General features: G+C 71.3%; 22 protein-coding genes. 6 read left to right on the top strand and 16 right to left on the bottom strand.

Features of this window, described 5'->3' with window-relative positions; translation table 11 throughout:
- Positions 1-3: 3 nt before the first annotated feature.
- The 9 genes from KME78_RS58470 to KME78_RS58430 all read right to left on the bottom strand — a co-directional run bounded on the left by KME78_RS58470 (position 4) and on the right by KME78_RS58430 (position 8,585).
- A complete protein-coding gene (locus KME78_RS58470; RefSeq protein WP_219538829.1) occupies positions 4-462 on the bottom strand; it encodes a MaoC family dehydratase in 459 nt (152 codons plus the stop codon).
- Positions 459-1,334, bottom strand: a complete 876-nt coding sequence (locus KME78_RS58465) for an amidohydrolase family protein (RefSeq protein WP_219538827.1) — start codon at positions 1,332-1,334, stop codon at positions 459-461. The genes KME78_RS58470 and KME78_RS58465 overlap by 4 nt, the downstream gene beginning before the upstream one ends.
- Before the next feature lies 1 nt (position 1,335).
- Positions 1,336-2,211: an SDR family oxidoreductase gene (locus KME78_RS58460; protein WP_308127557.1), complete on the bottom strand. Its 876-nt coding sequence runs from the start codon at positions 2,209-2,211 to the stop codon at positions 1,336-1,338.
- A gap of 135 nt (positions 2,212-2,346) precedes the next feature.
- Positions 2,347-3,105, bottom strand: coding sequence for an IclR family transcriptional regulator (locus tag KME78_RS58455; RefSeq protein WP_219538825.1), 759 nt, complete (start codon positions 3,103-3,105; stop codon positions 2,347-2,349).
- A 21-nt stretch (positions 3,106-3,126) separates the two neighbouring features.
- The gene (locus KME78_RS58450; RefSeq protein WP_219538824.1) at positions 3,127-4,053 is read right to left on the bottom strand and encodes a PDR/VanB family oxidoreductase; all 927 of its coding nucleotides are present in this window, start codon (positions 4,051-4,053) and stop codon (positions 3,127-3,129) included.
- Positions 4,050-4,244: a hypothetical protein gene (locus tag KME78_RS58445; RefSeq protein WP_219538823.1), complete on the bottom strand. Its 195-nt coding sequence runs from the start codon at positions 4,242-4,244 to the stop codon at positions 4,050-4,052. The genes KME78_RS58450 and KME78_RS58445 overlap by 4 nt, the downstream gene beginning before the upstream one ends.
- Positions 4,241-5,290 carry a Rieske 2Fe-2S domain-containing protein gene (locus KME78_RS58440; RefSeq protein WP_219538821.1) on the bottom strand — a complete coding sequence of 350 codons (1,050 nt, stop codon included), beginning with the start codon at positions 5,288-5,290 and terminating at the stop codon, positions 4,241-4,243. The genes KME78_RS58445 and KME78_RS58440 overlap by 4 nt, the downstream gene beginning before the upstream one ends.
- A gap of 91 nt (positions 5,291-5,381) precedes the next feature.
- The gene (locus KME78_RS58435) at positions 5,382-7,370 is read right to left on the bottom strand and encodes an elongation factor G (protein WP_219538820.1); all 1,989 of its coding nucleotides are present in this window, start codon (positions 7,368-7,370) and stop codon (positions 5,382-5,384) included.
- A 150-nt stretch (positions 7,371-7,520) separates the two neighbouring features.
- Positions 7,521-8,585, bottom strand: coding sequence for a TetR/AcrR family transcriptional regulator (locus tag KME78_RS58430; protein WP_219538819.1), 1,065 nt, complete (start codon positions 8,583-8,585; stop codon positions 7,521-7,523).
- Between the two features lie 105 nt (positions 8,586-8,690).
- On the opposite strand from KME78_RS58430, the gene KME78_RS58425 reads away from it, so the two are divergent.
- Both KME78_RS58425 and clpX read left to right on the top strand, forming a co-directional pair.
- Positions 8,691-8,849: a hypothetical protein gene (locus tag KME78_RS58425; RefSeq protein WP_219538818.1), complete on the top strand. Its 159-nt coding sequence runs from the start codon at positions 8,691-8,693 to the stop codon at positions 8,847-8,849.
- A 19-nt stretch (positions 8,850-8,868) separates the two neighbouring features.
- On the top strand, positions 8,869-10,086 hold the full coding sequence (gene clpX, locus KME78_RS58420) for an ATP-dependent Clp protease ATP-binding subunit ClpX (RefSeq protein ID WP_219538817.1): 1,218 nt from the start codon (positions 8,869-8,871) through the stop codon (positions 10,084-10,086).
- Positions 10,087-10,090: 4 nt separating this feature from the next.
- Here the strand turns inward: clpX and KME78_RS58415 are convergent, their stop codons facing one another.
- Positions 10,091-11,077, bottom strand: a complete 987-nt coding sequence (locus KME78_RS58415) for a phosphotransferase family protein (protein ID WP_308127556.1) — start codon at positions 11,075-11,077, stop codon at positions 10,091-10,093.
- 252 nt (positions 11,078-11,329) lie between these two features.
- On the opposite strand from KME78_RS58415, the gene KME78_RS58410 reads away from it, so the two are divergent.
- Together KME78_RS58410 and KME78_RS58405 are read left to right on the top strand one after the other, a co-directional pair.
- Positions 11,330-15,256, top strand: a complete 3,927-nt coding sequence (locus KME78_RS58410) for a Pls/PosA family non-ribosomal peptide synthetase (RefSeq protein ID WP_246654831.1) — start codon at positions 11,330-11,332, stop codon at positions 15,254-15,256.
- Positions 15,253-16,515: a M1 family metallopeptidase gene (locus tag KME78_RS58405; protein ID WP_219538816.1), complete on the top strand. Its 1,263-nt coding sequence runs from the start codon at positions 15,253-15,255 to the stop codon at positions 16,513-16,515. The genes KME78_RS58410 and KME78_RS58405 overlap by 4 nt, the downstream gene beginning before the upstream one ends.
- Here the strand turns inward: KME78_RS58405 and KME78_RS58400 are convergent, their stop codons facing one another.
- A complete protein-coding gene (locus KME78_RS58400; RefSeq protein ID WP_219538815.1) occupies positions 16,516-16,674 on the bottom strand; it encodes a hypothetical protein in 159 nt (52 codons plus the stop codon).
- 891 nt (positions 16,675-17,565) lie between these two features.
- On the opposite strand from KME78_RS58400, the gene KME78_RS58395 reads away from it, so the two are divergent.
- Positions 17,566-19,275, top strand: coding sequence for a zinc ribbon domain-containing protein (locus tag KME78_RS58395; RefSeq protein ID WP_219538813.1), 1,710 nt, complete (start codon positions 17,566-17,568; stop codon positions 19,273-19,275).
- Between the two features lie 13 nt (positions 19,276-19,288).
- On the opposite strand, the gene KME78_RS66865 is transcribed toward KME78_RS58395, so the two are convergent.
- The gene (locus KME78_RS66865) at positions 19,289-19,420 is read right to left on the bottom strand and encodes a hypothetical protein (RefSeq protein ID WP_281429190.1); all 132 of its coding nucleotides are present in this window, start codon (positions 19,418-19,420) and stop codon (positions 19,289-19,291) included.
- 101 nt (positions 19,421-19,521) lie between these two features.
- Positions 19,522-20,391 carry a phenylalanine 4-monooxygenase gene (locus KME78_RS58390; RefSeq protein ID WP_219538812.1) on the bottom strand — a complete coding sequence of 290 codons (870 nt, stop codon included), beginning with the start codon at positions 20,389-20,391 and terminating at the stop codon, positions 19,522-19,524.
- A gap of 109 nt (positions 20,392-20,500) precedes the next feature.
- On the opposite strand from KME78_RS58390, the gene KME78_RS58385 reads away from it, so the two are divergent.
- Positions 20,501-21,037: an NUDIX hydrolase family protein gene (locus tag KME78_RS58385; RefSeq protein ID WP_219538811.1), complete on the top strand. Its 537-nt coding sequence runs from the start codon at positions 20,501-20,503 to the stop codon at positions 21,035-21,037.
- 6 nt (positions 21,038-21,043) lie between these two features.
- Here the strand turns inward: KME78_RS58385 and KME78_RS58380 are convergent, their stop codons facing one another.
- From KME78_RS58380 to KME78_RS58370, 3 genes are all read right to left on the bottom strand, one after another.
- On the bottom strand, positions 21,044-21,712 hold the full coding sequence (locus tag KME78_RS58380) for a DUF4142 domain-containing protein (RefSeq protein ID WP_219538810.1): 669 nt from the start codon (positions 21,710-21,712) through the stop codon (positions 21,044-21,046).
- Positions 21,713-21,820: 108 nt separating this feature from the next.
- Complete coding sequence (locus KME78_RS58375) at positions 21,821-22,321, bottom strand: MarR family winged helix-turn-helix transcriptional regulator (RefSeq protein WP_219538809.1); 501 nt, start codon at positions 22,319-22,321, stop codon at positions 21,821-21,823.
- A gap of 48 nt (positions 22,322-22,369) precedes the next feature.
- Positions 22,370-24,238 carry a ricin-type beta-trefoil lectin domain protein gene (locus KME78_RS58370; RefSeq protein ID WP_219538808.1) on the bottom strand — a complete coding sequence of 623 codons (1,869 nt, stop codon included), beginning with the start codon at positions 24,236-24,238 and terminating at the stop codon, positions 22,370-22,372.
- Positions 24,239-24,282: the final 44 nt, after the last annotated feature.

Here is a 24,282-nt window from a genome sequence, read left to right as displayed (position 1 = left end):
TCCTCAGGCGTAGTGCCGGTAGACGGCCTGGGCTACACAGGCGGGCTTGCCCGAACCGTCGATCTCGACGATGAAGTCCATGAGCATCTGGACGCCGCCCCCTGGGACCTCCTCGACCTCGGCGACCTTCCCGGCCAGGCGGATCTTGGCGCCCACCTTGACGGGGCTGGGGAAGCGCACCTTGTTCAGGCCGTAGTTGATGCTCATCGTCACGCCCTCGATGTCCAGCAGCTCGTTGAACAGCGGGATGAGCAGGGACAGGGTCAGGTACCCATGCGCGATCGGGCCCCCGAACGGCCCGTCCTTGGCCCGCTCCGGGTCCACGTGGATCCACTGGTAGTCGTTCGTGGCGGCGGCGAAGGCGTTCACCCGGTCCTGGGTGATCTCCACCCAGACGGTGTGGCCGAGGTCCTGGCCCGCGAGCGCCTTCAGCTCCTCCAGGCCGTGCGCGGTGATGGTCATGGCTGCTCCTTGGGAGTGAGGCCGAGCAGGCGGGCGGCGTTGTCCTTGAGGATCTTGGGGCGGACCTCGGGCTTGATGTCGAGCTGGGCGAAGTCGGCCAGCCAGCGGTCCGGGGTGATGACCGGGTAGTCGGAGCCGAAGAGCACCTTGTCCTTGAGCAGCGTGTTGGCGTAGCGAACGAGCTGCGGCGGGAAGTATTTCGGCGACCAGCCGGACAGGTCGATGTGCACGTACGGCTTGTGCGTGGCGACCGCGAGCGCCTCGTCCTGCCAGGGGAACGACGGATGCGCCAAGATGATCTTCAAGTGCGGGAAGTCCACGGCGACGTCGTCGACCAGCATCGGGTTGGCGTACTTCAGCCGGATCCCGCCCCCGCCGGGGACCCCCGCGCCGATGCCGGTCTGGCCGGTGTGGAACAGGGCGACCGCGCCCGCCTCCTCGATCACCTCGTACAGGGGGTAGGCCATCGGGTCGTTCGGGGCGAAGGCCTGGATGCCGGGGTGGAACTTGAAGCCGCGCACCCCGTGCTCGGCGACCAGGCGGCGGGCCTCGCGGGCGCCCGCCCTGCCCTTCCACGGATCGACGCTGGCGAACGGGATCAGCACGTCGGGGTGCTCGGCGCAGCTCTCGGCGATCTCCTCGTTGGAGATGCGGGGATGGCCGGTGGCGTGCTCGGCGTCCACGGTGAACACCACCGCGGCCATCTTCCGCTCCCGGTAGTACGCGGCCATCTGCGGGATCGTCGGGCGCTCGTGCGAGCCGAAGTAGTCGGCGGAGGCGCCGAACAGCGCCGGGCTGAGCGAGCCGTGCCCGTCCTTGGACACCTCGGCGTGGGTGTGGACGTCGATCGCGACGAGTTCGTCGAGGTCCATCTCAGGCCCCCTTGGGTGCGGGGATGCCGTACGTCTCCGGCTCGGCGCCCACCGTGGTGTGCCAGGAGTCGGCGATGGCGTCGGCGCTCCACCCTCCGTCCGCGTACGCCACGGCCTTCTCGGCCGGGTGCGACCAGAGGGCCAGCTTGTCGCCGCCGACGCCGATGGCCTGCCCGGTGACCTCGGCGGAGGCGTCCGAGGCGAGGTAGACGACGAGCCCGGCCACGTCCTCGACCGTGCCGAGGCCCTCGTCCTTGCGCACCCAGTCGGGGTACGGCTCCCCCCGTTCCAGGACGGGCGCGAAGGCGGGGATGGTCTTGGTCATCTCGGTGGCCGCGACCGGCACGACGGCGTTGACCGTGATCTCCGAACGGGCCAGCTCCAGCGCCCAGGTACGGGCCATCGCCACGATCCCGGCCTTGGCGGCGGCGTAGTTGGTCTGGCCGAAGTTCCCGCGCTGGCCGGCCGGAGAGGAGATGAGGATCAGGCGACCGCCCTGCCCCTGCTCGCGCATGCGCACGGCCGCGGCGCGGGCGCAGCTGAACGTGCCGCGCAGGTGCACCTCGACGACCGCGTCGAACTCCTCGTCGGACATCTTCCACAGCACGCGGTCACGCAGGATGCCCGCGTTGGTGACCATGACGTCCAGCCGGCCGAACTCCTTGACGGCGGTGTCCACCAGCCGCTGGGCGACCTGGGTCTGCCCGACGGCGCCCGCCGCCACGACGGCCCTGCCGCCCTCGGCGGTGATGGCCGCGGCGACCTCCCCGGCCGCCTCCGCGTCCACGTCATTGACGACGACCGCCGCGCCCGCTCGCGCCAGCGCCCGTGCGTACGCCTGCCCCAGGCCGCGACCGGCACCGGTAACAACAGCCACTTTTCCTGACAAATCCACCATGTCACCCCAAGGAAGGACGGTGTTTGCTCAAATGTAGGGCAGTTCACTGACCACAGTCAAAGATATGCCCAACATCAATGCGGGCGAAAACGGCAGCCGGGATGAGCCCGCCGGTTACGGACGTGCGGTCATGAGCGCGCGGGAGATGGCGCGAGCGCTGGTACGCACCAGCGGGGCGATCGCGTGCGGCGAGACGCTGCCGTGGTGGACGACCAGGGACACCGCCGCGACGACGTCGCCCTCGGCGCCGTAAATCGGTGCCGCCACCGACACGGCGTCCATGGTCACCTGCCGGTCGCTGACGGCGTACCCGCGGGCGCGGGTGTCGGCGAGCGCGGCGCGCAACTGGTGCGGGCTCGTCATGGTGCGTTCGGTATAGCTTTTGATGGGCCCTGACAGCACCTGTTCGCGCACGTCGTCCGGGGCGTGGGCGAGCAGGACGAGTCCGACGCCGGTCGCGGTGAGCGCGAACCGGCCGCCGACCCGGGTGAGCACCGGGACGGCCTTGCTGCCCGCGATCCGCTCGACGAATACCACCTCGGTGCCCTCCCGTACGGCCAGCTGCACGTTCTCCCGGGTGACCTGCGACAGGTCCTCCAGGTAGGGCAGGGCGGTCTCACGCAGGCCGAGGCCGCGCGGGGCGAGCGAGCCGATCTCCCACAGGCGCAGGCCGATGTGGTAGCAGCCGCCCTGGTCCCGCTCCAGCGCCCCCCAGGCCACCAGGTCGGCGACCAGCCGATGCACGGTGGAGACCGGCAGCCTGGAGTGCCGGGACAGCTCGCTGAGCGTCAGTGCGCGCTGGTCGGGCGTGAACGCGCCGAGGATCCGCAGCGCGCGTGCCACCACGGGCCCGGTCCGGTCGGCCGTCGGCATCGGTGGCTCCCGCGGGTGGTGTCAGAGTTCGAGGACGAGTTTCGGGCAGGCGGCGCGGGAGACGCACAGGAACATGGTGTCGTGGGCCGCCCGCTCCTCGGGGGTGAGCAGCGAGTCGCGATGGTCGACCGTGCCGGCGAGCACGGTGGTCTCGCAGGTGCCGCACGTCCCCTCACGACATGAGGATAGGACCTGTACGCCCGCCTCCTCCACGACCTCCAGGACCGACCGCTCCGGTGGGACGGTGAGCGTGCGGCCGGTGACGGCCAGCTCGACCTCGAACGACGCCGCTCGTACGGGCTCGCCGGGGTCTTGGGGCGAGAAGCGTTCGACGTGCAGGGGGCGGTTCGCGCAGCGGCCCTCGACGGCCGCCAGCAGCGGGGCCGGCCCGCAGCAGTAGACGACGGTTTCAGATGGGGTGCGTTCCAGGATGGTGTCGAGGTCGAGCAGGCCGTGCTCGGCCTGGGACCGCAGGGTCACCCGGTCGCCGTAGCGGGCGCGCAGCTCGCCCGCGAACGCCATCGACGCGGCCGTGCGGCCTCCGTAGACGAGTTCCCACTCGGCGCCGGCGGCGGCGATCATCGGAAGGATGGGGGTGATCCCGATCCCGCCGGCGATGAACAGGTAGCGGGGCGCAGGGTGGAGCGGGAAGTGGTTGCGCGGTCCGCGGACCAGCACCGCCGTACCGGGATGGAGTTCGTCGTGGACGTACGCCGAGCCGCCCCGCCCGGCGGGCTCGCGCAGGACAGCGATCCGCCAGGTCGTGCGGTCGGCCGGGTCGCCGCACAACGAGTACTGGCGGACGAGATCGCCGCCGAGAACGAGGTCGACGTGCGCGCCGGGCGTCCACTCGGGCAGTTCGGCGCCGGCGGGGTCACGCAGGTCCAGGACGATGACGCCGTCGGCCGCCTGCCGGCGCGCGTGCACGACCAGCTTGCGCTCGGTCATCGTGCCGCCCCCTCAATGGCCGTGTGGCCGATCGGGTGGGCGAGCAGCCACTCCCACACCTCGATCGGGCCCTCGGCGACGTGCGTGGCGCCGCAGTGGCAGCTGCCTTCCAGCAGGTCGCTGCCGGGCAGCCACACCACCCTCAGCACCTCGCGGCCGGTGAGCATGCGGTCGGGTGCCATGCCGGTCATACCCGGCCGCCCGTGCTCTGCCCGGCCTGGCGGGCCAGCAGCCGGCGCGCCGCCAGCCCGCCGGTGTCGATGTTGATCGACAGTTCCTGGTAGCCGGGGGGTTCGGTGGCGATCACCTGTTCCAGCACGTCGAGCGCGGCCACGTCCTGGAGCACCACCGTACGGTTCTGCTCGGCCAGGAAGTCCGACACGCCCTGGTCGTCGAGGGCGAAGTCGCGGGCCACGGCCCAGAAGTCGTGCGTGGTGTGCTCGGTCTCGGGCGTGATCGCGTACACGACCTCGACGTGGAAGGCGTCCGGGTCGCTGCCGTCGGCGCGGGGCAGGACGCCGGGCGGCGCGATGCGCGAGTGCAGCTTGTACAGGCACGGCGGCGTGTACTCGATGTCCTGCCAGCGCATGATCCGCCCGCTCAGCCCGGTGGACTTGGCGTAGAACGGCGGGCACTCGGCGTCGTCCATGTGCCGGCTGACGTAGACGATCCCGGCCTCCTCGTCCACCTCGGTGGTGATCGGTGTGGCGGCCACCTCCGGGGTGCCGATGTAGCCGCCGTGCAGGTACGTCTCGTGCGAGAGATCGAGCAGGTTGTCCACCAGCAGCCCGAACCGCGCCTTCAGCGGCTCCATCCCGGACACCGTGGTGTACTCGGGCGAGACCAGCCACGGCGCCCGCGGAATGGTCGCGGCATCGGCCTTGGCCGGGTCGCCGATCCAGACCCAGACGAACGAGTCCTGCTCCACGGCCGGGTAGGCGGTCAGCCGCGCGGTCCGGGGCACCCGCGTCTGGCCAGGGACGGCGACGCACTTGCCGTCGGCGCCGTAGGTGAACCCGTGGTAGCCGCACACCACCTGGTCGTCCACCACCCGGCTCGGCGCCTGGGACAGCGGAAAGCGCCGGTGCACGCAGCGGTCGGACATGGCGGTGACGGTCCCGGCGCGCGTGCGCCAGAACAGGATCGGCTCACCGCAGACGGTGCGCCCGAACGGCTCCCGGCCGATCTCGCGCCCGTACGCGGCGACGTACCACTGATCGCGGGGAATGCTCGACATCGGCCGGCTCCTTCGGTAGGCGAGTGAGACCGATGGTGACCTCCGTCATACCGGCGGCGGAACGCCGTTTCCCGGATGCTGGAAAGCCAACTCAGACCCGCCGCATGACATGCAGCAGGTATTCCTTGCGGTCCAGCGGGTTGTGGTCCGTGCGCGGCCGGGCCGGGACCGCGCCGGAGACGGGCTGGTAACGGTCGAAGGCCGACTCCAGCACGCCCTCGCCGCGGGTCAGCGCGGGCAACTGCTGCTGCAACTCGTGTACGCGCGCCGCCGGGATGTCCCCCTCGACCAGGCAGGACGCGCCCCGCATGGCCGGTGTGCGGGGCACGGCGCGCAGCCGGGCCAGTTCCGGCAGCACGGCGCCGATCGTGTCGGCCGGCACCTCCAGGGTGAAGCGGTGCATCGGCTCGTGCACCAGAGTGCCGGCCTGCCTGAGCGCGTTCATCAGGACCAGCGGCGTCAGGTTGCGGAAGTCCGCGCCGGTGCTCGACATGCTCTTGTCGAAGATGGCGTGGGAGTGGCTCTGCCGGGGCGAATATCCGGAGTGCGTCATGGTGACCGTGCAGTCGGTGACCTGCCATCCGTGCAAACCCTGGCTCAGGGTCTCCCGTACGGTGTCCTCGACCGCCCTTTGGAAGGCCAGCGGCAGCGCCCCGGGCGAGACCGCCAGCCGATACCGCACGCCGGTGCCGGTCGGGGCCGGCTCGACGCGCAGCCCGACGGTGGCCAGGAACGGGTTGGGCGCCTTGCCGTTGAACTCGACCGCCGCGCCGGTGCCGATCGGCCGTTCGACGCAGATCGTGGTCGTCTCGCGGAAGGCGACCTTGAGGCCGAAGTCGGCGGCCAGCGTCGCCTGGATGACCTCTTTCTGCACCTCGCCGTAGAGCGAGACGTAGATCTCCTGCCGCAGGTCGTCCTGGCGCAGGTCGATCAGCGGGTCCTGCTCGGCGAGCTGAGCGAGCGCGACGCGCAGGGCGCCCAGCTCGGCGGGGCTCGCGGGGACGACGACGGTCTCCAGGGTGGGCGGGGCGAAGTGGTGACGGCCGGGGCTCTGGCGCGGTTCGCCGATCGTGTCGCCGATCTGGACGTCGGTCAGGCCCCACACCTTGCCGATCTGGCCCGCCGTGACCGAGGAACGCTGGACATCGGTGCCCCGGTCGAACACGCTCAGCGCGGTGACCTTCTCGTGGTCGCGGGTCTCGCTCCCGAACCGCGGCCGGTCCCGTACGCGTACCGTCCCGGAGAACATCCGGACATAGGCGATCTTCTCCCCCGCCGGCCCGCGTTCGACCTTGAAGACCGTGCCCGAGACGGGGTCGTCCTGGGACGCGGCGGCGGGCAGCAGTTCCGCGATACCGGAGGTCAGCTCGGCCACGCCCGCGCCGGTGATCGCCGAGCCGAAGAACACCGGGTGCGCCAGGGCCCGCCCGGTCTGCGCCGCGAGCTCGCCGCGCAGCCGCCGGTAGGAGACGGCCGTCTCGTCGTGGACGTACGCGGCCAGCAAGGCGTCGTCGTGATCGGCCAGCACCTCGGCCAGCCGCGCGGTGAAGGCGTCGTCGGCAGGCCCGAACGGCGCGAAGGCGGCCTCGCGGGTGCCCAGGTCACGCGCCGAGCCCATCGCCACGATCGCGGGCGTCAGCTTCTCGGCGATCGTCCGCAGCAGCCCCTCGTCCTGCGCGCCACGGCGGTCGATCTTGTTGACGAACAGCAGCGTCGGGATCCCCAGCCGCTGCAGCGTCCGCATCAGCACGCGGGTCTGGGCCTGCACGCCCTCCACCGCGGAGATGACCAGCACCGCGCCGTCGAGCACGCTCAGCACGCGTTCGACCTCGGCGATGAAGTCGGGGTGGCCGGGCGTGTCGATCAGGTTGACCGTGACGTCGCCGATGACGAAGGAGACGACGGCGGACTTGATCGTGATGCCGCGCTGCCGTTCCAGGGCCAGGGAGTCGGTCTGGGTGCTGCCGTCATCGACGCTGCCGATCTCGTCGATGACCCCGGCGGCGTGGAGCAGCCGCTCGGTCAGGCTGGTCTTACCGGCGTCTACATGCGCCAAGATCCCCAAGTTCAAGCTTCGCATCAAGCGTTCTGTCCTCTAGATAGCTGGCAATTGCCTTAAGGGGGGACAAGAACGCTTCGCGCATTTCCTACTCCTGGGTCGGCGGACAGATGCCGGGAGTACAACAGACGGCCGCCTGACGGGGCAACCGATTTTGCCGCCGGGTGGCCGCTACGGCCGACCGGCCGACGCGGCGGCATGGCAGGCGCCGTACCCGTCGGCCCGGGTCACGATCCGCCCGGACTCCACGCGTACCGCCGTCTCGGTGGCGTCGCTGACCGCCGGTACGCCCGCCGCCGCGGCGAGCGCCCACGACTCGTCGCACACCACCCGCGGCCGCGGCAACGCCGCCGCCGGGAAAGCCTGACGCAGGCAGGAACGCAGGTCGGCGATCATCAGCCGGGCCAGCGGCGCCAGCTCGTCCACGACCCCCGTGACCAGCACGATCGTCACCTCGGCCGTCGGCGCGGCGGCGCGGACCGCCTCCTCCGCCGCCGACAACCGGTGCAGCCCGAGCACCGCCACCACCCCGTCGCCGGCGAACTCCACCGGCTCGCCTCGGACCAGATCCACCGCGACCGGCGGCGCCCACCGCTCATCGACCACCCGCGCCTGCGGCACGATCGACGGCTGCGGCCACCGGTCACCCAGATCCAGCTCCGCCAGTTGCGCACACGCGCTGACCACGTTGAACGGGTCCACGAAACCGGGCGCCACGGCCGCCAGCTGGCTCGCGCCGTGCAGCGTCGTCAGCGCCATCTCCGCCACCCGCACCTGGCGGCCGGCGGACGGGCGCAACCGTTCCAGGGCCAGCCCGAGCAGCAGCGCGTCCAACATCATCAGCTGCGCGAACGGCCGGCGCATCCGCTCGTCCGCGCCGACCTCCGGCATCAGATCCATCCCGAGCCGGCCGGCGCCGTACTGATCGTCGGTGGCCAGGGGCAACCGCGTCACCCACGCGCGTGCGAACGCGCCGAGCGCCTCCGCCACGGTCAGGCCCGGCTCCGGGTGCGGCGGCTCGGGGGCGCGCTCGGCCAGGTCGGCCAGCATCGCGAAATAGAGCGCCCGCTTGCCGGGGAAGTTGGAGTAGACGGCGCCCCGCGTGAGCTCCGCCCGCTCGGCGATGCTGTCGATCTTCGCGTCCCGGAAGCCGTGCTCGGCGAACTCGTCCTTGGCCGCGGCCAGCACCTTGGCACGGTTGCGCTCCTGCGTCTCTGCCCTGGTGAGCCGGCCCATCGTCCTCCTCGTCCCGGCGTTTGCCGCGCATCGGCAACCAAGATACCGTGACCATTCGTATGATGAGATCATCTGATCTGACCATCCGAAATCACTGGAGGATGCATGACCAGCGACGTTCCGCAGATCGACCTCACCGACCCCGGCGTGTCCCGCGACCCCTTCACCGCCTACGGCCGTGCCCGCGAGCTGGCCCCCATCGCCCGCGTGGGCGCCCCCGGCTTCGGCACCTGGCGGCTGTCCGCCCTGACCGTCACCCTCTGATCATCGAGGAGCTAACCCAGTGGTCCGCGACCAGCCGAGATGCACGTTCTGCGGGAAGGCCCAGCGGCAGGTCCGCAAGCTCATAGCGGGCCCCGCCGGAATCTGCATCTGTAACGAATGCATCGCACTCTGCAACGAACTCATCGACGCCGACGAGATCACCCCGCCCCACGACCTGCCCACACCACGAGACATGCACGCACGTCTCGACCACTACGTCATCGGCCAGGACGCCGCCAAGAGAACGCTCGCCGTCGCCGTCTACAACCACTACAAACGCATCCGGCACACCGAGGACATCGAACTCGGCAAGTCCAACATCCTGCTCATCGGCCCCACGGGCAGCGGCAAGACCCTCCTCGCCCAGACCCTCGCCAGAATGCTCGACGTGCCGTTCGCCATCGCCGACGCCACCGCGCTCACAGAGGCCGGCTACGTCGGCGAAGACGTCGAGACCATCCTCCTCAAGCTCATCCAGGCCGCCGGCGACGACATCGCCAAAGCCGAAACAGGCATCATCTACCTCGACGAAATCGACAAGATCACCCGCAGGAGCGACAACCCCTCCATCACCCGCGACGTCTCAGGCGAAGGCGTCCAGCAGGCACTGCTCAAAATCCTGGAGGGCACCACGGTCAGCGTCGCGCCCCAAGGCGGCCGCAAACACCCCCACCAGGAAGTCCTCCAGATCGACACCACCAACGTGCTGTTCATCGCGGGCGGCGCCTTCACCGGCCTCGACCACATCATCGAGCAACGCACCGGCCACAACGGCAGCGGCTTCCTCGCTCCCCGGAAAACCGACGTCCGCCCCCACGCCACCCCCGCCGACCTGCTGACCTTCGGCCTCATCCCCGAACTCGTCGGCCGACTGCCGGTGATCTCCGCCCTTCACCCGCTGGACCGGACCGCGCTCACCCGGATCCTCACCGAACCACGCAACGCGGTCGTCAAGCAGTATCAGCGGCTCTTCGAACTCGACGGAATCGACCTCGAATTCACCGAGGAGGCCATCGCCGCCATCGCCGACCAGGCACTCGCCCGCCGCACCGGCGCCAGAGCCGTCCGCGCCCTTCTCGAAGAAGTGCTGCTCAACCTCATGTACGAAATGCCGACGCGCGACGACGTGTCCAGGATCGTCATCGACCGCGACACCGTACTCGGCAACGTCAACCCCACCCTGGTGCCCCGCGTCCACCCCGACCGGCGACCGGAACGCCACGACAAGTCCGCCTGACACCTCACCCGCCGATGAAGGTCAGCGCCTGCTGCAGATTGTGCTCGGCGATCCCCCGCATGGCCTCCCGCCCCGGGAAATCGCCCTCGATCAACCGCAGCGGCCCGGCCACCAGCGACAGGCGCATCGCCAGCGTGTAGAACGACATCCGCCGCTCGTCCAGCCCGTCCCAGCTCAGCCGCGCGTAGTCCTCGTGGAAGCGCAGCCGCAGGAACGCGTGCTCCCATTCGACGTCGAAGTACATCAGCCCCTCGATGTCGATCAGCACCGGCCGCCCAGCACTGTCCACCAGCACATGGTCCGGCCCCAGCTCCCCATGGACCAGCACGTGCGCCGACCGCGGCCGCACGCCCGCCGCCAGTTCCCGGAGCACCCCCTCCAGCCGATCACGGGCGGCCGCGAGCCGCGCGTCCCGGACAGCGCCCTCCTCGAGATCAACGAGCGCTCGTTCGAAGACCACCTGCTCACACGACCGGCCCGTGGCCACCCCGCCACCGTCAACCAGGGCCACCTTGCCGAAACCCGGCCCCGCGTGGCCCCGCATCACCTCGAGCGTCTCGGCCAGCCGCGCCAGGACCGGCTGCGCCGCCGCCGGATCACGCTGGATCAGCGCCTCCAGCGTCCCGCCCGGCACGTCCTCGACCACCGCGACATCAGCCGGATACAGCTCCCTGCCCCGGTCGGCCAGATAGATCCGTGGCGTCCGGATCCCGGCGGCGTCCAGCCGCCGATGAGCGGCCTCGAACAGCTCCAGACCGGAAGCGGCCGAGAACGCGTCCGCGTGATCCTCGACCTGGAGACCGGGCCAGTAATTCTCGGCCGCGTCCCAGATGTAGGCGATGGCGGTCGAACCGTCGTCGAGAACGAGCCGGTACACCCCCTTCTTGCTGCCGCCCCGAAGGCGCAGCACGTCGACCAGCCGGTGCTCGGCGCCCAGCGCCGCCCGCACCACGCCCGTCAACTGCTCGCGCACGGCGAACCTGCGTTCCACGCATCCCCCAACGTCAATGGGCAACTGTCAGGTGTGGGACGGTAACACGGTGTTGATGACACCTGGCCCTCTTATGCCCGAAGTCCACCGGAGAAGGGCCTGGCGCGACGGGGTGACTTCGGAGAGGTTGGAATAGACGCCCGATATGCGGCTGTTGCTATCCGGGTGGCGTAATCGCCACAGATGGCGGCGGAAGCAGTGTGTGCTCTTCAGTGCGACAGGACCGGCTCCGCCCGACTCGAGGAGCAACGTTTGAGTCCGTACATGGCCGATCTTCAGCCGTTAAAGCTCGCCTCGCGCGCGGTCTACGCCGCGGGCCCGCTGGCGGCGGCGCCCCGTACCCTGCTCGACATCCTCGACGAGACCGCGCGGATCCATCCGGACGAGCCGGCACTCGACGACGGGACCACGCGGTTCGACTACCGGCGGCTGCGTGCCGAGGTGGCGCGGGTCGCGGGCGAGCTCAGGGAGGCCGGGATCGGCCGTGGTGACCGGGTGGGCGTGCGGGTGCCGTCGGGCACCGCCGAGCTGTACGTCACGATCCTCGCCGTCCTCGCCGCGGGCGCCGCGTACGTGCCCGTCGACGCCGACGACCCCGAGGAACGCGCCGAGCTGGTCTTCACCGAAGCCAACGTCTCCGCGATCGTGACCGGCAAACCGGCTGGCCAGGCATCCAGCGCGGCGACCGACCGGCCGATCGGCGACCTGATCGTACGGACGATGTCGCCCGAGCCCCTGACCCCCGGCGATGCCTGGAACCCGCGGCCGGAGTCGCCCATGCCCGGTGACGACGCCTGGATCATCTTCACCTCCGGCTCCACCGGCAAGCCCAAGGGCGTCGCCGTGACGCACCGCTCCGCCGCCGCGTTCGTCGACGCCGAGGCGGGCCTGTTCCTCCAGGACCAGCCGCTGGGCCCCGGCGACCGGGTGCTCGCCGGCCTGTCCGTGGCCTTCGACGCCTCGTGCGAGGAGATGTGGCTGGCCTGGCGGCACGGCGCCTGCCTGGTGCCCGCCCCCCGATCGCTGGTGCGTACCGGCATGGACCTGGGGCCCTGGCTCGCCGAGCAGGACATCACGGCCGTCTCGACCGTGCCGACGCTGGCGGCGCTGTGGCCGGTGGAGTCGCTCGACGGCATCAGGCTGCTGATCTTCGGTGGGGAGGCGTGCCCGCCCGAGCTGGTGGAGCGGCTGGCCGTACCGGGACGAGAGGTCTGGAACACCTACGGCCCCACCGAGGCGACCGTCGTCGCGTGCGCGGCACAACTCACCGGCGCGGAGCCGGTACGCATCGGGCTGCCCCTCGACGGCTGGGATCTGGCCGTCGTCGGCGCCGAAGGCGAGCCGGTGGCCATGGGCGAGACCGGAGAGCTGATCATCGGCGGCGTGGGCCTGGCCCGCTACCTGGACCCGGGCAAGGACGCCGAGAAGTACCCGCGCCTGCCGTCACTCGGCTGGGAACGCGCCTACCGCAGCGGCGACCTCGTCCGCGCCGAGCCGGAAGGGCTCTACTTCGTCGGCCGGGCCGACGACCAGGTGAAGCTGGGCGGGCGGCGAATCGAGCTCGGCGAGGTGGACGCCGCGCTGCAGGCGCTGCCGGGCGTCACGGGCGCCGCCGCCGCGGTGCGGACCGCCGGCGGCGGCCACCAGCTGCTGGTCGGCTACCTCGTGGCGGACGACGGGTTCGGCCTCGGGCAGGCCCGCGAGCTGCTGGCCGAATCGCTGCCCGCCGCCCTGGTCCCCCGGCTGACCTTGATCGACACGCTCCCGACGCGTACCTCGGGCAAGATCGACCGCGACGCGCTGCCCTGGCCGCTGGCCGAGCCGGGCGCGTCGGACGCGGCGAGCGGCGAGCTGAGCCCGATCGAGGCGTGGCTGGCCGAGCGGTGGACCGACGTCGTCGGCGTCGCGCCGGACGGGCCGCAGGCCGACTTCTTCACCGACGGCGGTACGAGCCTGGCCGCGGCCCGGCTCGTGTCCCTCCTGCGCACCGACTACCCCGACGTGGCCGTGGGCGACGTCTACGCGAACCCGACCCTGGCCGGGCTCGCGAAGCTGCTGGCCTCCCGCGGCCCGGCCAAGTCGGCGCGCCGGGCGGTGAAACCGATGCCCGCGCGGGCCTCGGTCGCGCAGGCCGCGCTGATGGTGCCGCTGCTCACGGCGGGCGCCATGCGCTGGATCGTGCTGCTCGCGACGGTCGGCAACCTGCTCGCGCCGCCATGGGCGCCTGCCGTGTCGTGGTGGTGGGTGGCGCTGGGCTGGCTGGTGTTCGTCACCCCGCCAGGGCGGATGGGCCTGGCCGCGGGCTCGGCCCGGTTGCTGCTGCGCGGCGTACGGCCGGGCCGCCATCCGCGCGGCGGCGGCGTGCACCTGCGGCTGTGGTTCGCCGAACAGCTGGCCGCCCGGCTCGGCGTGCCCGACCTGGCCAGCGCGCCCTGGATGGGCCTGTACGCCCGGATGCTCGGCGCCCAGGTGGGCGCCGACGCCGACCTGCACTCCGCTCCCCCGGTGACCGGCCTGCTCAGGCTGGGCGCGGGCGCCTCGGTCGAGCCGGAGGTCGATCTCAGCGGCTACTGGTACGACGGCGACGTGCTGCGCGTCGGCGAGATCCGGATCGGCGCGGGCGCCACGATCGGCTCCCGGTCGACCCTGTTCCCCGGCACCAAGATCGGAAAGAACGCTCAGATCGCCCCGGGCTCGGCGATCGACGGCACGGTGCCGGCCGGGCAGCGCTGGGCCGGAGCGCCGGCCTCGCGGCAGGGCAAGAGGTCACGGCCGGCCGAGCGGGCCGCCCGCTCCCGGTTCTGGGTGGTGATGTACGGTCTGTCGGCCGTCGTGCTGAGCCTGCTGCCGGTGGCCGCCGTCCTGTCCGGCCTGGCGGTCCTGGGCTGGTACGCCGGGGACGCGCGCACGCTCGGCGAAGCGCTCACGAGCGCGCTGACCGGTGTGCCGCTCGCGACGATCGTCGGGATGGCCATGTTCGCGCTGGTCACGCTGGTGATCGTGCGGCTGCTCGGCATCCGCATGCGGCCCGGCAACTATCCGGTGCACAGCCGCCAGGCGTGGCAGGCGTGGGCGACGGGCCGGCTGATGTCGGCGGCCCGGGTCTGGCTGTTCCCGCTGTACGCCAGCATCCTGACGCCGGCCTGGCTGCGCGCGCTCGGCATGCGGGTGGGCCGTGGCGTGGAGCTGTCGACCGTGCTCGCGCTGCCCACGATGACCTCGGTCGGCGACGGCGCGTTCCTGGCCGACGACACGATGGTCGCCCCGTACGAGCTCGACGGCGGCTGGATGCGCATCGCCTCGGCGCGGATCGGCAAGCGGGCCTTCCTCGGCAACTCGGGGATGACCGCGCCCGGCCGCAAGGTGCCCAAGGACGGCCTGGTGGGCGTGCTGTCGGCGACGCCGAAGAAGGCCAAGTCCGGCTCGTCGTACCTGGGCATGCCGCCCGTGGAGCTGCGCCGGACCACCGAGGAAGGCGACCGGAGCCGCACCTACGACCCGCCCGCGCGGTTGAAGGCGGCCCGCGCGCTGGTCGAGGTCTGCCGCCTGGTGCCCGCGATGGGCACGGTGGCGCTGGCCGTTCTGACCGCCGGGGCCATGGAGTGGGTCGCGGTGTCGTACGGCTTCGTGGTGGCCGCGCTGCTGGGCGGCGTGCTGATGCTGGCCGCCGGGGTGGTCGCCGCGGCGGTGGCGAGCGCCGCCAAGTGGGTGCTGGTCGGCCGGATCGCGGTGGGCAACCGCCCGCTGTGGAGCTCGTTCGTGTGGCGCAACGAGCTCGCGGACAACTTCGTGGAGGTGCTGGCGGCGCCCTGGTTCGCCGAACCGTGGCTGGGAACCGCGCCCCTGAACGTGTGGCTGCGCTCACTCGGGGCACGCATCGGGCATGGGGTCACCTGTCACACCTACTGGCTGCCCGAGGCGGACCTGGTGAGCGTCGGCGACGGCGCCAGCGTCAACCGGGGCTGCGTACTGCAGACGCATCTGTTCCACGACCGGGTCATGAGCATGGACACCGTCACGCTGGCCGGGGGCGCGACGCTCGGCCCGCATGGCGTGATCCTGCCCGCCGCCCGGGTGGGCGCCGACGCCACGATCGGCCCTGCCTCCCTGGTCATGCGTGGTGAGGACGTTCCCGACGGCTCCCGTTGGTTCGGCAATCCCATCGCGGCCTGGCGATGACCTCGTACTTCCCCTCGCACGGCGACATCAGGTACGGGGTCGCACAGTACGACCTGACGCTGAAGTACCGCGTGTCCACGAACTGGCTGGACGCCACGGCCCTGCTGTCGGTGATCGCGCACGAGCCGCTCACCGGCCTGGACCTGGACTTCGGCCAGTTCCGCGTCGCGGGCGTCACCGTCGACGGCGTCAGCGCCCGCTACACGCACCGCGACGGCAAGCTGCGCGTCAGCCTGCCCTGGACCCTGCACGTCGGCGCCACCGCCGCCGTGGAGGTCCGCTACACGGGCAGTCCCAAGCCGGTGCGGAGCGTGTGGGGCGGCCTGGGCTGGGAGGAGCTGACCGACGGCGCGCTGGTGGCCAGTCAGCCGATCGGCGCGCCCTCCTGGTTCCCGTGCAACGACCAGCCCGGTGACAAGGCGCCCTACCGGATCACGGTGACCACCGCCTCGCCGTACCAGGTGATCGCGAACGGCCTGCTCGTCCACAAATACCGGTCGGCGGGCACCACGACCTGGGTGTACGAGCAGCCGGAGCCGATGGCGAGCTACCTGGCGAGCGTGCAGATCGGGCGCTACCAGTTCTCGGACGTGGGCGGCACGCGGCTGGCCCACCCGCCCCGGCTCGGGGCGCGGGCGCGGCACGACTTCGGGCGCCAGGACCAGATGATGACGCTGTTCGTCGACCGGTTCGGGCCGTACCCGTTCGCCGGCGGCACCGTCGTGGTGGCCGACGACGACCTCGACATCCCGATCGAGGCCCAGGGCATGGCGATCTTCGGCCGCAACCACGTCGACGGCCGGCGCGGGCACGAGCGGCTGGTCGCGCACGAGCTGGCGCACCAGTGGTTCGGCAACAGCCTGACCGTGGCCTCCTGGCAGGACATCTGGCTACACGAGGGCTTCGCCACGTACGCCGAGTGGCTGTGGTCGCAGGCGTCGGGCGGCCCGACGGCCGACGAGCTGGCCGCCCGCTGGCGCCGCCGCCTGGAGATCCTCCCCCAGGACTTCGTGCTGGGGGACCCGGGCACGGCGCTGCTGTTCGACGACCGCGTCTACAAGCGCGGGGCGCTGACCCTGCACGCGGTCCGGCGAAAGCTGGGCGACCAGGCGTTCTTCCTGGTCCTGCGGGCCTGGACCGACACCCACCGGCACGGCAACGTCACGACCGACGCCTTCGTCGCCCATGTGGGGCGCTACGCCGAGCCGTCGGTCGTCCCACTGCTCTGCTCGTGGCTGTACGACAAACCGCTGCCGTGATCACGTGCGCTGATACCAGAGAGCCGGTACGACGGCGAGGAGGGTGAACGCCAACGCCCAGGCGAAGGTGTGCCCGAACGCGGCGCTCGGCCGCCAGCGGCCGAGCACCGCCGCATGGCCGAACCCGCCTTCGGTGCCCACCCGGGTCAGTCCGTACATGAGGGCGGCCAGCGCGGGCGAGAACAGGAGCAGGCCGGTAACGTCGAGGCAGCGGCCGTCGCGCGGAGCGTCGGCGGGCAGGCTGCGCCAGGCCAGCCGCGCCGCGAGCAGGGTATGAACTGCTGCTTATATTCGCTATGAAAACCTGGCCATCCGCCATGATCTGTCAAAGTTTCCTCTTGGTCGGCGGTGTCGGCCGGGCCGGGCGGGATCATCTGGCAGGGCTGGTCTTGTGTCGGCGAGGCGTTCGCCGAACCGGTTGCTTGTGGCGCCGCTGAGCTTGCACGCCCTCAGCACGGCGGGTGGGCTGGTTCTGGCCAGGCAGGTCATCAGATGTTGTCGTTCATATGTTCTATCCGCCTTGGCCAACCAATGGTAATGTTTCGGTTGCTGATCGTGAGGTTTTGTTCGAGAGGGGCGGGGTGCAGACATGCGGGCGTACCGGCTCCCCGCCGATCGCGACGCGCCGACCGCGTGTACACGTTGCCACGACCGCCGCCCGGTCGGCGCCCTCGTGCCCGCATGCGGTCACCGGCCGTCGAGCGGCGCCCAGAGGGCGGCCGACCTGAGCGCGGTTCGCAACCTTCGGCCCACCCCCGAAAAGGGCGCGGTGCATGAGTGACCTCACCTCGACCGCCTCCTGCACCGCCTATGCGGCGGTGGTGGAGGCGACCGGCGAGGTCGTTGCGCAGCCGCTTCTGGTGCGGCGGGTCGCCTGGCTGACCGGCCTGGCAGGCGGCCTGACCGCCCGCCTGCTGGCGGCCCGGTGGAATGCGGCTGATCTGGACGCGCTGGCGTCCGGGGTGGGGCTGGACGGGCGGGCGTTGCCGTCAAAGGGCTGGATGGCCGCGCCGGCTCGGCTGGGGCGTGAGCCCGGCCTCGGGTGTGCACGTGTGCGATCGGGTGATGCGGTGCGCGCAGGAGCAGTCCGCCCGCCTGTTGCGGCTGGCGCTGCACCGGCGCCGCCTGGTGGCGGCGATCGTGGCGACCTGGCCGCAGGAGCCGGGTGCGCGTACCGGCGCCGAGTGGGACGCGCTGCGCGCGCTGCTGCCGGACGGGGTGACGGCGGCGGACATCCGTAACCGGACCCGGCAGATCCGCGCCTATCGCGACGCGAATGGGGTGTTCCCGGCTGATCTGATCGAGTTGGAGGAGCCGCCGAACGTTGCGGCGCAGGTCGTGCTGGCGGCGGCCGACCGGCAACTGCTCACCCTGGAGCGCACCGGCAATCGCAGCACCCGGCTGCGGTTGCGGCTTCCCCTGGTCGAATCGCCCGCGTCCAGTAGGGACTGGGCCTGGCATGTGCTGCCGGTTGCTCTGCCGCCGACGGTGCCGCCGGAGGCGGCGTTGTGCGCCCCCACCGTGCGGGTGGCCAAGGGGCGGGTGCGTGTCGATCTGCCGTTCAAGGTCCCGGTCGGCTTTGCGCCCGCCGCCGGTCATGTGATCGGGTGCGGCTTCGACTGGGGCCTCAACACCCTGCTGACCGGCGTAACAGGGCGTCTGGCCGATGGCCGGGTGATCAGTGATGGGCGGCCGTTCGCCTACGACGCGAGCGGCATCTGCGCCAAGCTGCATCGGCTGTGGGCCGAGCGTGAGCACCTGGCCGCCAAGCACCGGCACCTGGAAAGGCTGCTGGCCGCGATCACGCCTGCTGATTCCCGCTACGCCGCGTTGAGTACGGGCTGCCAGGCCCTCGGGGTTGAGCATGAGCGGCTGTGCGCGCGCATCCAGCACGTGAACAAGGCGCTGGCCTGGTCGGCGGCGCGCTGGGCGGTCGATCAGGCCGCCGCCGCGGGGGCGACGGTCATCTATGTGGAGGACCTGGCCACCCTGGAGGCGCGCGGGCGCCGGGGGAGCGTGAACGCGCGGCTGTCGGGGCAGGTGCGCGGGCGGATCGTCGAGGCGATCCGGCACCTGGCGGCCAAGCACACCATCGCGGTGGTCACCGTCCCGGCGCGCGGCACCTCCCGATACTGCCCCCGCTGCGGAGAGGGCACATCGGTACTGCGGCATTGCCCGGCCCCCGACCGGCTCGCCGAGCGGGGCTGGAAGTGGGCCTGGTGCCCGGCTTGCGGCCTGTCGTGTGACCGGGACTGGGCAGCGGCCGAACGGATCGTCTCCCGCGGCCTGCTCGGCCAGAACGCCACCCGCACCCACCGCACCACCGGGGTGCGCACCATCGCCACCATCGTGGAAGGCAACGTGGCCCGCGCCCGCCGAACGCGTAAGCCCACCCGGGCGGCCCGGCGCGCCCGCCGCACCCGAGCAGACCTGCACCCCCGACCGGCAGCACGCGACAGAGCCAAGAACCGCCCCACCCCGAAACGGCCCACCCGCACCTCAGCCAACCCACGAAACACCTCGATGACGTTCAGCCGTGTGCCCGACCGGCGCACGGTGCCCGCCCCACCGCCCACCGGCGATGGACAGCGTCCGGCGGGCCATGCACCCAAGCCAGGGCGGCACCAGCCGTACCGGACAGGGCATGTCAGGAACTCTCACCACCGGACCGGCTTCCACCACGCCCAAGCCACCCCCGTACTTACGTTCACTGAGTACGGGGGCGGCCTAGGCCAGGCCACGCCTGTCCGAGTTGCCTGATTCCTTCAGGGAACTATAGAGAATTCAAGACGTTGACGACGGCCATCAGCCGGCCGAGCTGCCTGCCCTCCACCGCCCGCATGAGCACGGTCTGCAGGATCAGCCCGCCGCCGACGCCCTGCAGGACACGGAAGGCGATGAGCAAGCCGAAGTTCCACGCCAGGCCGCACGCTCGTCGAGATCGTGGATGAAGGTGTTCCTGCCCCTGCTCCACTCCACAGCGCGCCGCTAGGCGGCCGGTGGGTCTCAGCCATGCGGCCGCAGTCGCAAAGCCGAGTCGTCGTCGAGGTCGGAGAGGAAGGCGGCGAGCGTGTCGGCGACGTGGGTCAGCGAGCGGGCGGCGAACAGCACCGGCTGGTACCCCGAAATCTCGTAGGGAGTGGCCAGCGCGTCGAGCGCGTTCAGGTCACGGATCCGGCTCCGGTCGAGCCGGCCGAGCTCGCCGGAGGACGACAGGAGCGCCGCGCCGTATGCCTTGGGGGTCCCGCCCTCCTCCAGAACCCCGTACTCCAGGGTGAACCAGTACAGATCACTGATGATCTGCAGGGCCGCCTCGGTCTTCACCCGCACCGCGGCCTGGCCGATCAGCCGGTAGATCGCGGCGAACTCCGGCGCGGCCAGGTGGATGCCGTGGCCGAACACGTCGTGGATGATGTCCGGCTCCGGCGAGTACAGCGGCACGGCAGGATGACGGACGAACTGCACGGCGTGGAAGTACCCCCGGGCCATCGAGCCGAGGAAGCGCTCGTTCTCCACCACTCCCCCGGCCAGCGTGAAGTCGAACCCGGTCAACCGCCGCAGCCGGGCCCCGACCTCCGCGTGCTGGGGAATGCGATCGGCGGGGACGCGGACCTCCTCCCGCGCGTCGAGCACGGCACGGCACGCGTACGCCCGGTGCGCGTCGTCGAGCGCGCGGTGGACCCTGCGCCAGGTGGCCTGCTCGCTCTCGGTGTACTCCACCACCGGCGACGGATCCCCCACCCGGTGACCACGGGCCAGCTCGGCGAGCGCGTGGCGCCGGGCGAGGTAGAGCGGGTCGCGCCGGCCGGGGTGCTCGGCGGCGGCGCCGAGCGTGCCGTCGGCGGCGATCGGGGTCCGGCGCCACACATCGCTCATGCGGGGTTCATTACCGGGTTGCCGCACACCTGACGTCCATGGCGATAGGCTTTGCCGAAGCTTGGCGGGTCCGGATGGATCAAAGGACGCAGGGACGTACGATCGTCAGATGACCGAAAAGACCGAAACTGTGCCCGGCTGGCTCGCTCCGGAGGAGCTGGAGTCCATGCGGGGGCGGATGCCGATCCTCTACATCGACGCCGTGCCGGTGCGAGTCGACGAGACCGGCGTGGTTACCCGCGTCGGCCTGCTGCTCCGCATCGACCCAGACGGAGCGGTCAGCCGAGCGCTGGTCTCGGGTCGCGTGCTGCACCACGAGCGGGTCCGCGACGCGCTCCTGCGGCACCTGGAGAAGGATCTCGGCCACACGGCGCTGCCCCAGGTGCCCGCGTCGCCGCAGCCGTTCACCATCGCCGAATACTTCCCGACGCCGGGGGTCACGCCCTATCACGACCCGCGCCAGCACGCCGTGTCGCTCGCCTACATCGTTCCGGTCGCCGGTGACTGCCGCCCCCGCCAGGACGCCCTCGACTTCGTCTGGTTCACGCCGGAGGAGGCCGCCTCCCCCCTGGTCCAGCAGGAGATGACCGGCGGCCAGGGGGTGCTGCTGAAGCAGGCGCTCGCCCAGGTGGGCCGCCTGCCCTAATCGCTGTCAGGCGGCCGGCGGCGACGGGAAGGCGTCGGGGTTGGCCAGGCCGGTGCTCTCCAGCAGCCGCTGGTGGTTCAGCACCGCTGCGTTGGCCTCCTCCGAGAAGCGCCGTACCAAGGTGTTCTGCGTGCTGCCGCGCACCGCGCCGATCAGGGCGAAGATCTGCCCGTGCGCGAGCCGCAGCCACTTCACGAACGTCGAGTCGTACTGTTTGCCGGACCGGCTGGAGATGTCGTCCATCCACTCCTGCTGCAGGTCGGTCGGCTTGATCGGCAACTGCACCTTGAGCTTGGCGGCCAGAGCGAGGCCCTTCTCGTCCAGGACATGGTGCTGGGCCGCGATCTCCACGCTGATCTTCCGCACCCGCGCGGTGCTCGCCCGCGTGGTGGCCTGCTGCGCCATGGTCATCTCCCACAGCGTGGCGAGCCGGACCTTGGCGATCAGCTCCCTGTCGGCCGCCGACAACGGGCCCCACTTGGTCGCCCACGTACTGGTGTCGACCGCCGTCGCCGCGGCGGCGGGCGGCGCGCTGCTGACGCCCGGCACGGCCGTCGCGGCGGGGAGCTGAGCGCTGGGCAGCTGCGCGCCGGGGAGGCCGGCGCACGCGCCGAGAGCCAGGAGCACGGCGACGCCACTGATGGCGAGAACGGGACGGCGATGTCGCAGTAGCACGCCGTCACCCCCTTCATGGGTCCTCGGACTGTTCAGAAGGAGGTACGCAGCGCCGGGCGGGAGTGTTCATGGCAGGATGCAAAATTTGCTCTAGGCAAAGATCGGCCCTCAGATGTCGGGCCAGCCGAGCGGGTGCAGGGCGTCCTCCGGCGGCTCACCCCCCGCCTCGGTGAAGGCCGTCATCGCCGTGACCAGCGCCCGGCACTGCTCGGGCGGCATCCGTGAGACGATCGCGGCGATCTCCTCGCCGCGGCGGGCGGTGACCTGGTCCACGATGTGCTGGCCCTCGGCCGTCAGGCGCATCGGGCTCTCCCTGCGGTCGCGCGGATTGACCTCGCGCACGATCAACCCGGCGGCGAGGAGCCGGTCGGCCATCCGCATGGCCGTGGAGGGGTTGACGTTGAGCAGCTCGGCCATGGTGACGAGCTTGGTCTCCCCGTGCCCGGCGAGCACCACGAGCATGCGGAACTGCGGCAGCGTGACCTTGTCCTCGACCGCGCCGAGCGAGCGGACGGCGATGGAGACGAGCAGGCGCGAACCGGTGAGGACGGCCGCGACGACGGCGGCCAGGTCCTCCCGGTTCGCCTGATCCGCATTACCCTCTGACATACGCACTGTTGTACACGCCCTGCCTGGGGGCGACGCCAACCGTGGCAGTCAGGCGGGGACCGTCCACTTCTGGTTGGCCGCGCCCGTGCAGGTCCAGATCTGCAGCCGGGCGCCGTCGGTGGCGGCGTTGTCGACCACGTCGAGGCACTTGCCGGACACCGGGTTCACCAGGTCGCGGCCGGTGGTGTAGCTCCACTGCTGAGCGGCCGACCCGTTGCAGGTGTAGAGCTGCGCGCGGGCGCCGTTGGCCGTGGAGCCGCCGGTGACGTCAAGGCACTTGCCGAGCGAGCGGAGCGTGCCGTCGGAGGCGCGGGTCCACTGCTGGTTCGCCCCGCCGAAGCAGGTCCACATCTGCACGGGCGTGCCGTCGGCGCTGCTGCCGTCGGTCACGTCCAGGCACCGGCCGCCCAGCCCGCTGATCGTGCCGGTCGGGGTACCGGCCGACGTGCCGCTCCAGGTGAAGGTGGCCGTCGTACGGGCCGGCATGGTGTAGGTGAACGACTGGCCGCCCCACACCACCTTGACCGACTGGGCGGACGTGCCGCCGTTGTGGACGAGCAGGGCCTTGGAGCCGTCCGGATTGCGGTACGCGACGTTCTGCACGGTGGCGTTGGCGGTGGAGTCGACGCGCTGCGCCCCCGGCCGGACGAACTTGGTCAGGTGCCCGGTGGTGTAGTACTCGATCGTGTAGTCGACCTGCCCGGCGCGCGAGCCGCCTTCCTGCACGGTGATCAGGCCGGTGCAGGTACCGCAGCCGCCGTTGTGCGGGCCCATGGACTGGTTGACGCCCAGACTCCACTTGACCAGGCTGCCGCTCCAGTTCCTGGCGTAGGTCACGATGTCGGCCATGTCCTCGTTGTGCTGGTTGCCGATCCAGGTACCGCCCGAGTGCTCGGTGCTGAACTGCCGTACCGCCGGATACTGGTTGTGCACCTGGGCGCCCACCGCCGGGTCCCCGAAGTAGCCGTGCCACGCGATGCCGCCGAACAGCGGGTCATCACGCACCCCGGCGTCACCGAGGATGGGGGCGCCGCTGTTGGCGTAGTCGCCGTAGTTCCAGTCGTGGATGAGCACCTTGCTGGTGATACCGGCCGCGCGGAAGGCCGGGTAGACGTGATTCTTGGTGAACTCGACCAGCCCGGAGGGGTTCCAGCTCATGCCCGGGTAGTTCATCGCGGTCGGGTTGCCGGCCTGGCAGCAGTTCGGCTCGTTCTGCACGGAGATGTAGTCGATCGGCACGCCGATCGCGGCGTAGGACTGGACGTACTTCACCAGGTACTGCGCGTACATGGGGTAGTACTCCCACTTGAGCCAGCCCATCTGGTCCATCCGGCCGTTGTCCTTCATCCAGCCGGGCGAGCTCCATGGCACGGCCATGATGCGCAGCTGCGGGTTGAGCTGCCTGGCCTGCTGGGTCAGCAGGCGCACGTTCGTGTCGTAGCCGTTGGCGCCGAAGTCGTTCAGGTCGCAGCAGCTGTCGTCGAGCGAGACGTTGCCCGGCCGGGACAGGTCCGACGCGCCGATGGGGTTGCGGACGAACGACAGGCCAATGCCGTCGGCCGGGCTGAACAGCCGGCGCATGACCTCGTCCCGGGTGGCGGCGCTCACCGGGCCGCCACGCAGCAGGTACGCGGTGGTGTCGGTGATGGACGCGCCGCCGCCTTCGAAGGTCTGGTAACGGGTGCCCTCGTTCACGGTGATCGTGTGCGTGGCGGCGCCGCTGCTCGCCGCGAACGCCGTCGGGGCCTGCTGCTGCAGGCCCCGGGTCACCGTCCGGCCGCCGGCGTCGGAGGTGGTGGTCAGGTAGATGTTGACCGGCTCGTTGGCGGCGAAGGCCTGCGGGGCGGCCATCAGGCCTCCGGCGGCGAGGCACACGGCCAGGGCGGCCTGGACCGCGCGCCTGTGTGGTGTTGTCACGGGGGCTCCTCTGTGACATTGGGGGGTGTATACCGAGACAACTG

Source organism: Nonomuraea guangzhouensis (genome assembly GCF_019396345.1).
GTDB classification, from domain to species: Bacteria; Actinomycetota; Actinomycetes; order Streptosporangiales; family Streptosporangiaceae; genus Nonomuraea; species Nonomuraea guangzhouensis.
The sequence above is the reverse complement of the archived record's forward strand: the minus strand, read 5'-3'. Positions and strand labels throughout refer to the sequence as shown.

What these genes read in the sequence shown, in the direction of transcription:
- KME78_RS58465 (WP_219538827.1), bottom strand. Translation starts at nt 1,334, where the DNA reads ATGGACCTCGACGAACTCGTCGCGATCGACGTCCACACCCACGCCGAG.
- KME78_RS58440 (WP_219538821.1), bottom strand. Translation starts at nt 5,290, where the DNA reads ATGTCGAGCATTCCCCGCGATCAGTGGTACGTCGCCGCGTACGGGCGC.
- KME78_RS58445 (WP_219538823.1), bottom strand. Translation starts at nt 4,244, where the DNA reads ATGACCGGCATGGCACCCGACCGCATGCTCACCGGCCGCGAGGTGCTG.
- KME78_RS58425 (WP_219538818.1), top strand. Translation starts at nt 8,691, where the DNA reads ATGACCAGCGACGTTCCGCAGATCGACCTCACCGACCCCGGCGTGTCC.
- KME78_RS58405 (WP_219538816.1), top strand. Translation starts at nt 15,253, where the DNA reads ATGACCTCGTACTTCCCCTCGCACGGCGACATCAGGTACGGGGTCGCA.
- KME78_RS58470 (WP_219538829.1), bottom strand. Translation starts at nt 462, where the DNA reads ATGACCATCACCGCGCACGGCCTGGAGGAGCTGAAGGCGCTCGCGGGC.
- KME78_RS58390 (WP_219538812.1), bottom strand. Translation starts at nt 20,391, where the DNA reads ATGAGCGATGTGTGGCGCCGGACCCCGATCGCCGCCGACGGCACGCTC.
- KME78_RS58450 (WP_219538824.1), bottom strand. Translation starts at nt 4,053, where the DNA reads ATGACCGAGCGCAAGCTGGTCGTGCACGCGCGCCGGCAGGCGGCCGAC.
- KME78_RS58375 (WP_219538809.1), bottom strand. Translation starts at nt 22,321, where the DNA reads ATGTCAGAGGGTAATGCGGATCAGGCGAACCGGGAGGACCTGGCCGCC.
- KME78_RS58455 (WP_219538825.1), bottom strand. Translation starts at nt 3,105, where the DNA reads ATGCCGACGGCCGACCGGACCGGGCCCGTGGTGGCACGCGCGCTGCGG.
- KME78_RS58385 (WP_219538811.1), top strand. Translation starts at nt 20,501, where the DNA reads ATGACCGAAAAGACCGAAACTGTGCCCGGCTGGCTCGCTCCGGAGGAG.
- KME78_RS58430 (WP_219538819.1), bottom strand. Translation starts at nt 8,585, where the DNA reads ATGGGCCGGCTCACCAGGGCAGAGACGCAGGAGCGCAACCGTGCCAAG.
- KME78_RS58435 (WP_219538820.1), bottom strand. Translation starts at nt 7,370, where the DNA reads ATGCGAAGCTTGAACTTGGGGATCTTGGCGCATGTAGACGCCGGTAAG.
- KME78_RS58400 (WP_219538815.1), bottom strand. Translation starts at nt 16,674, where the DNA reads ATGTACGGACTGACCCGGGTGGGCACCGAAGGCGGGTTCGGCCATGCG.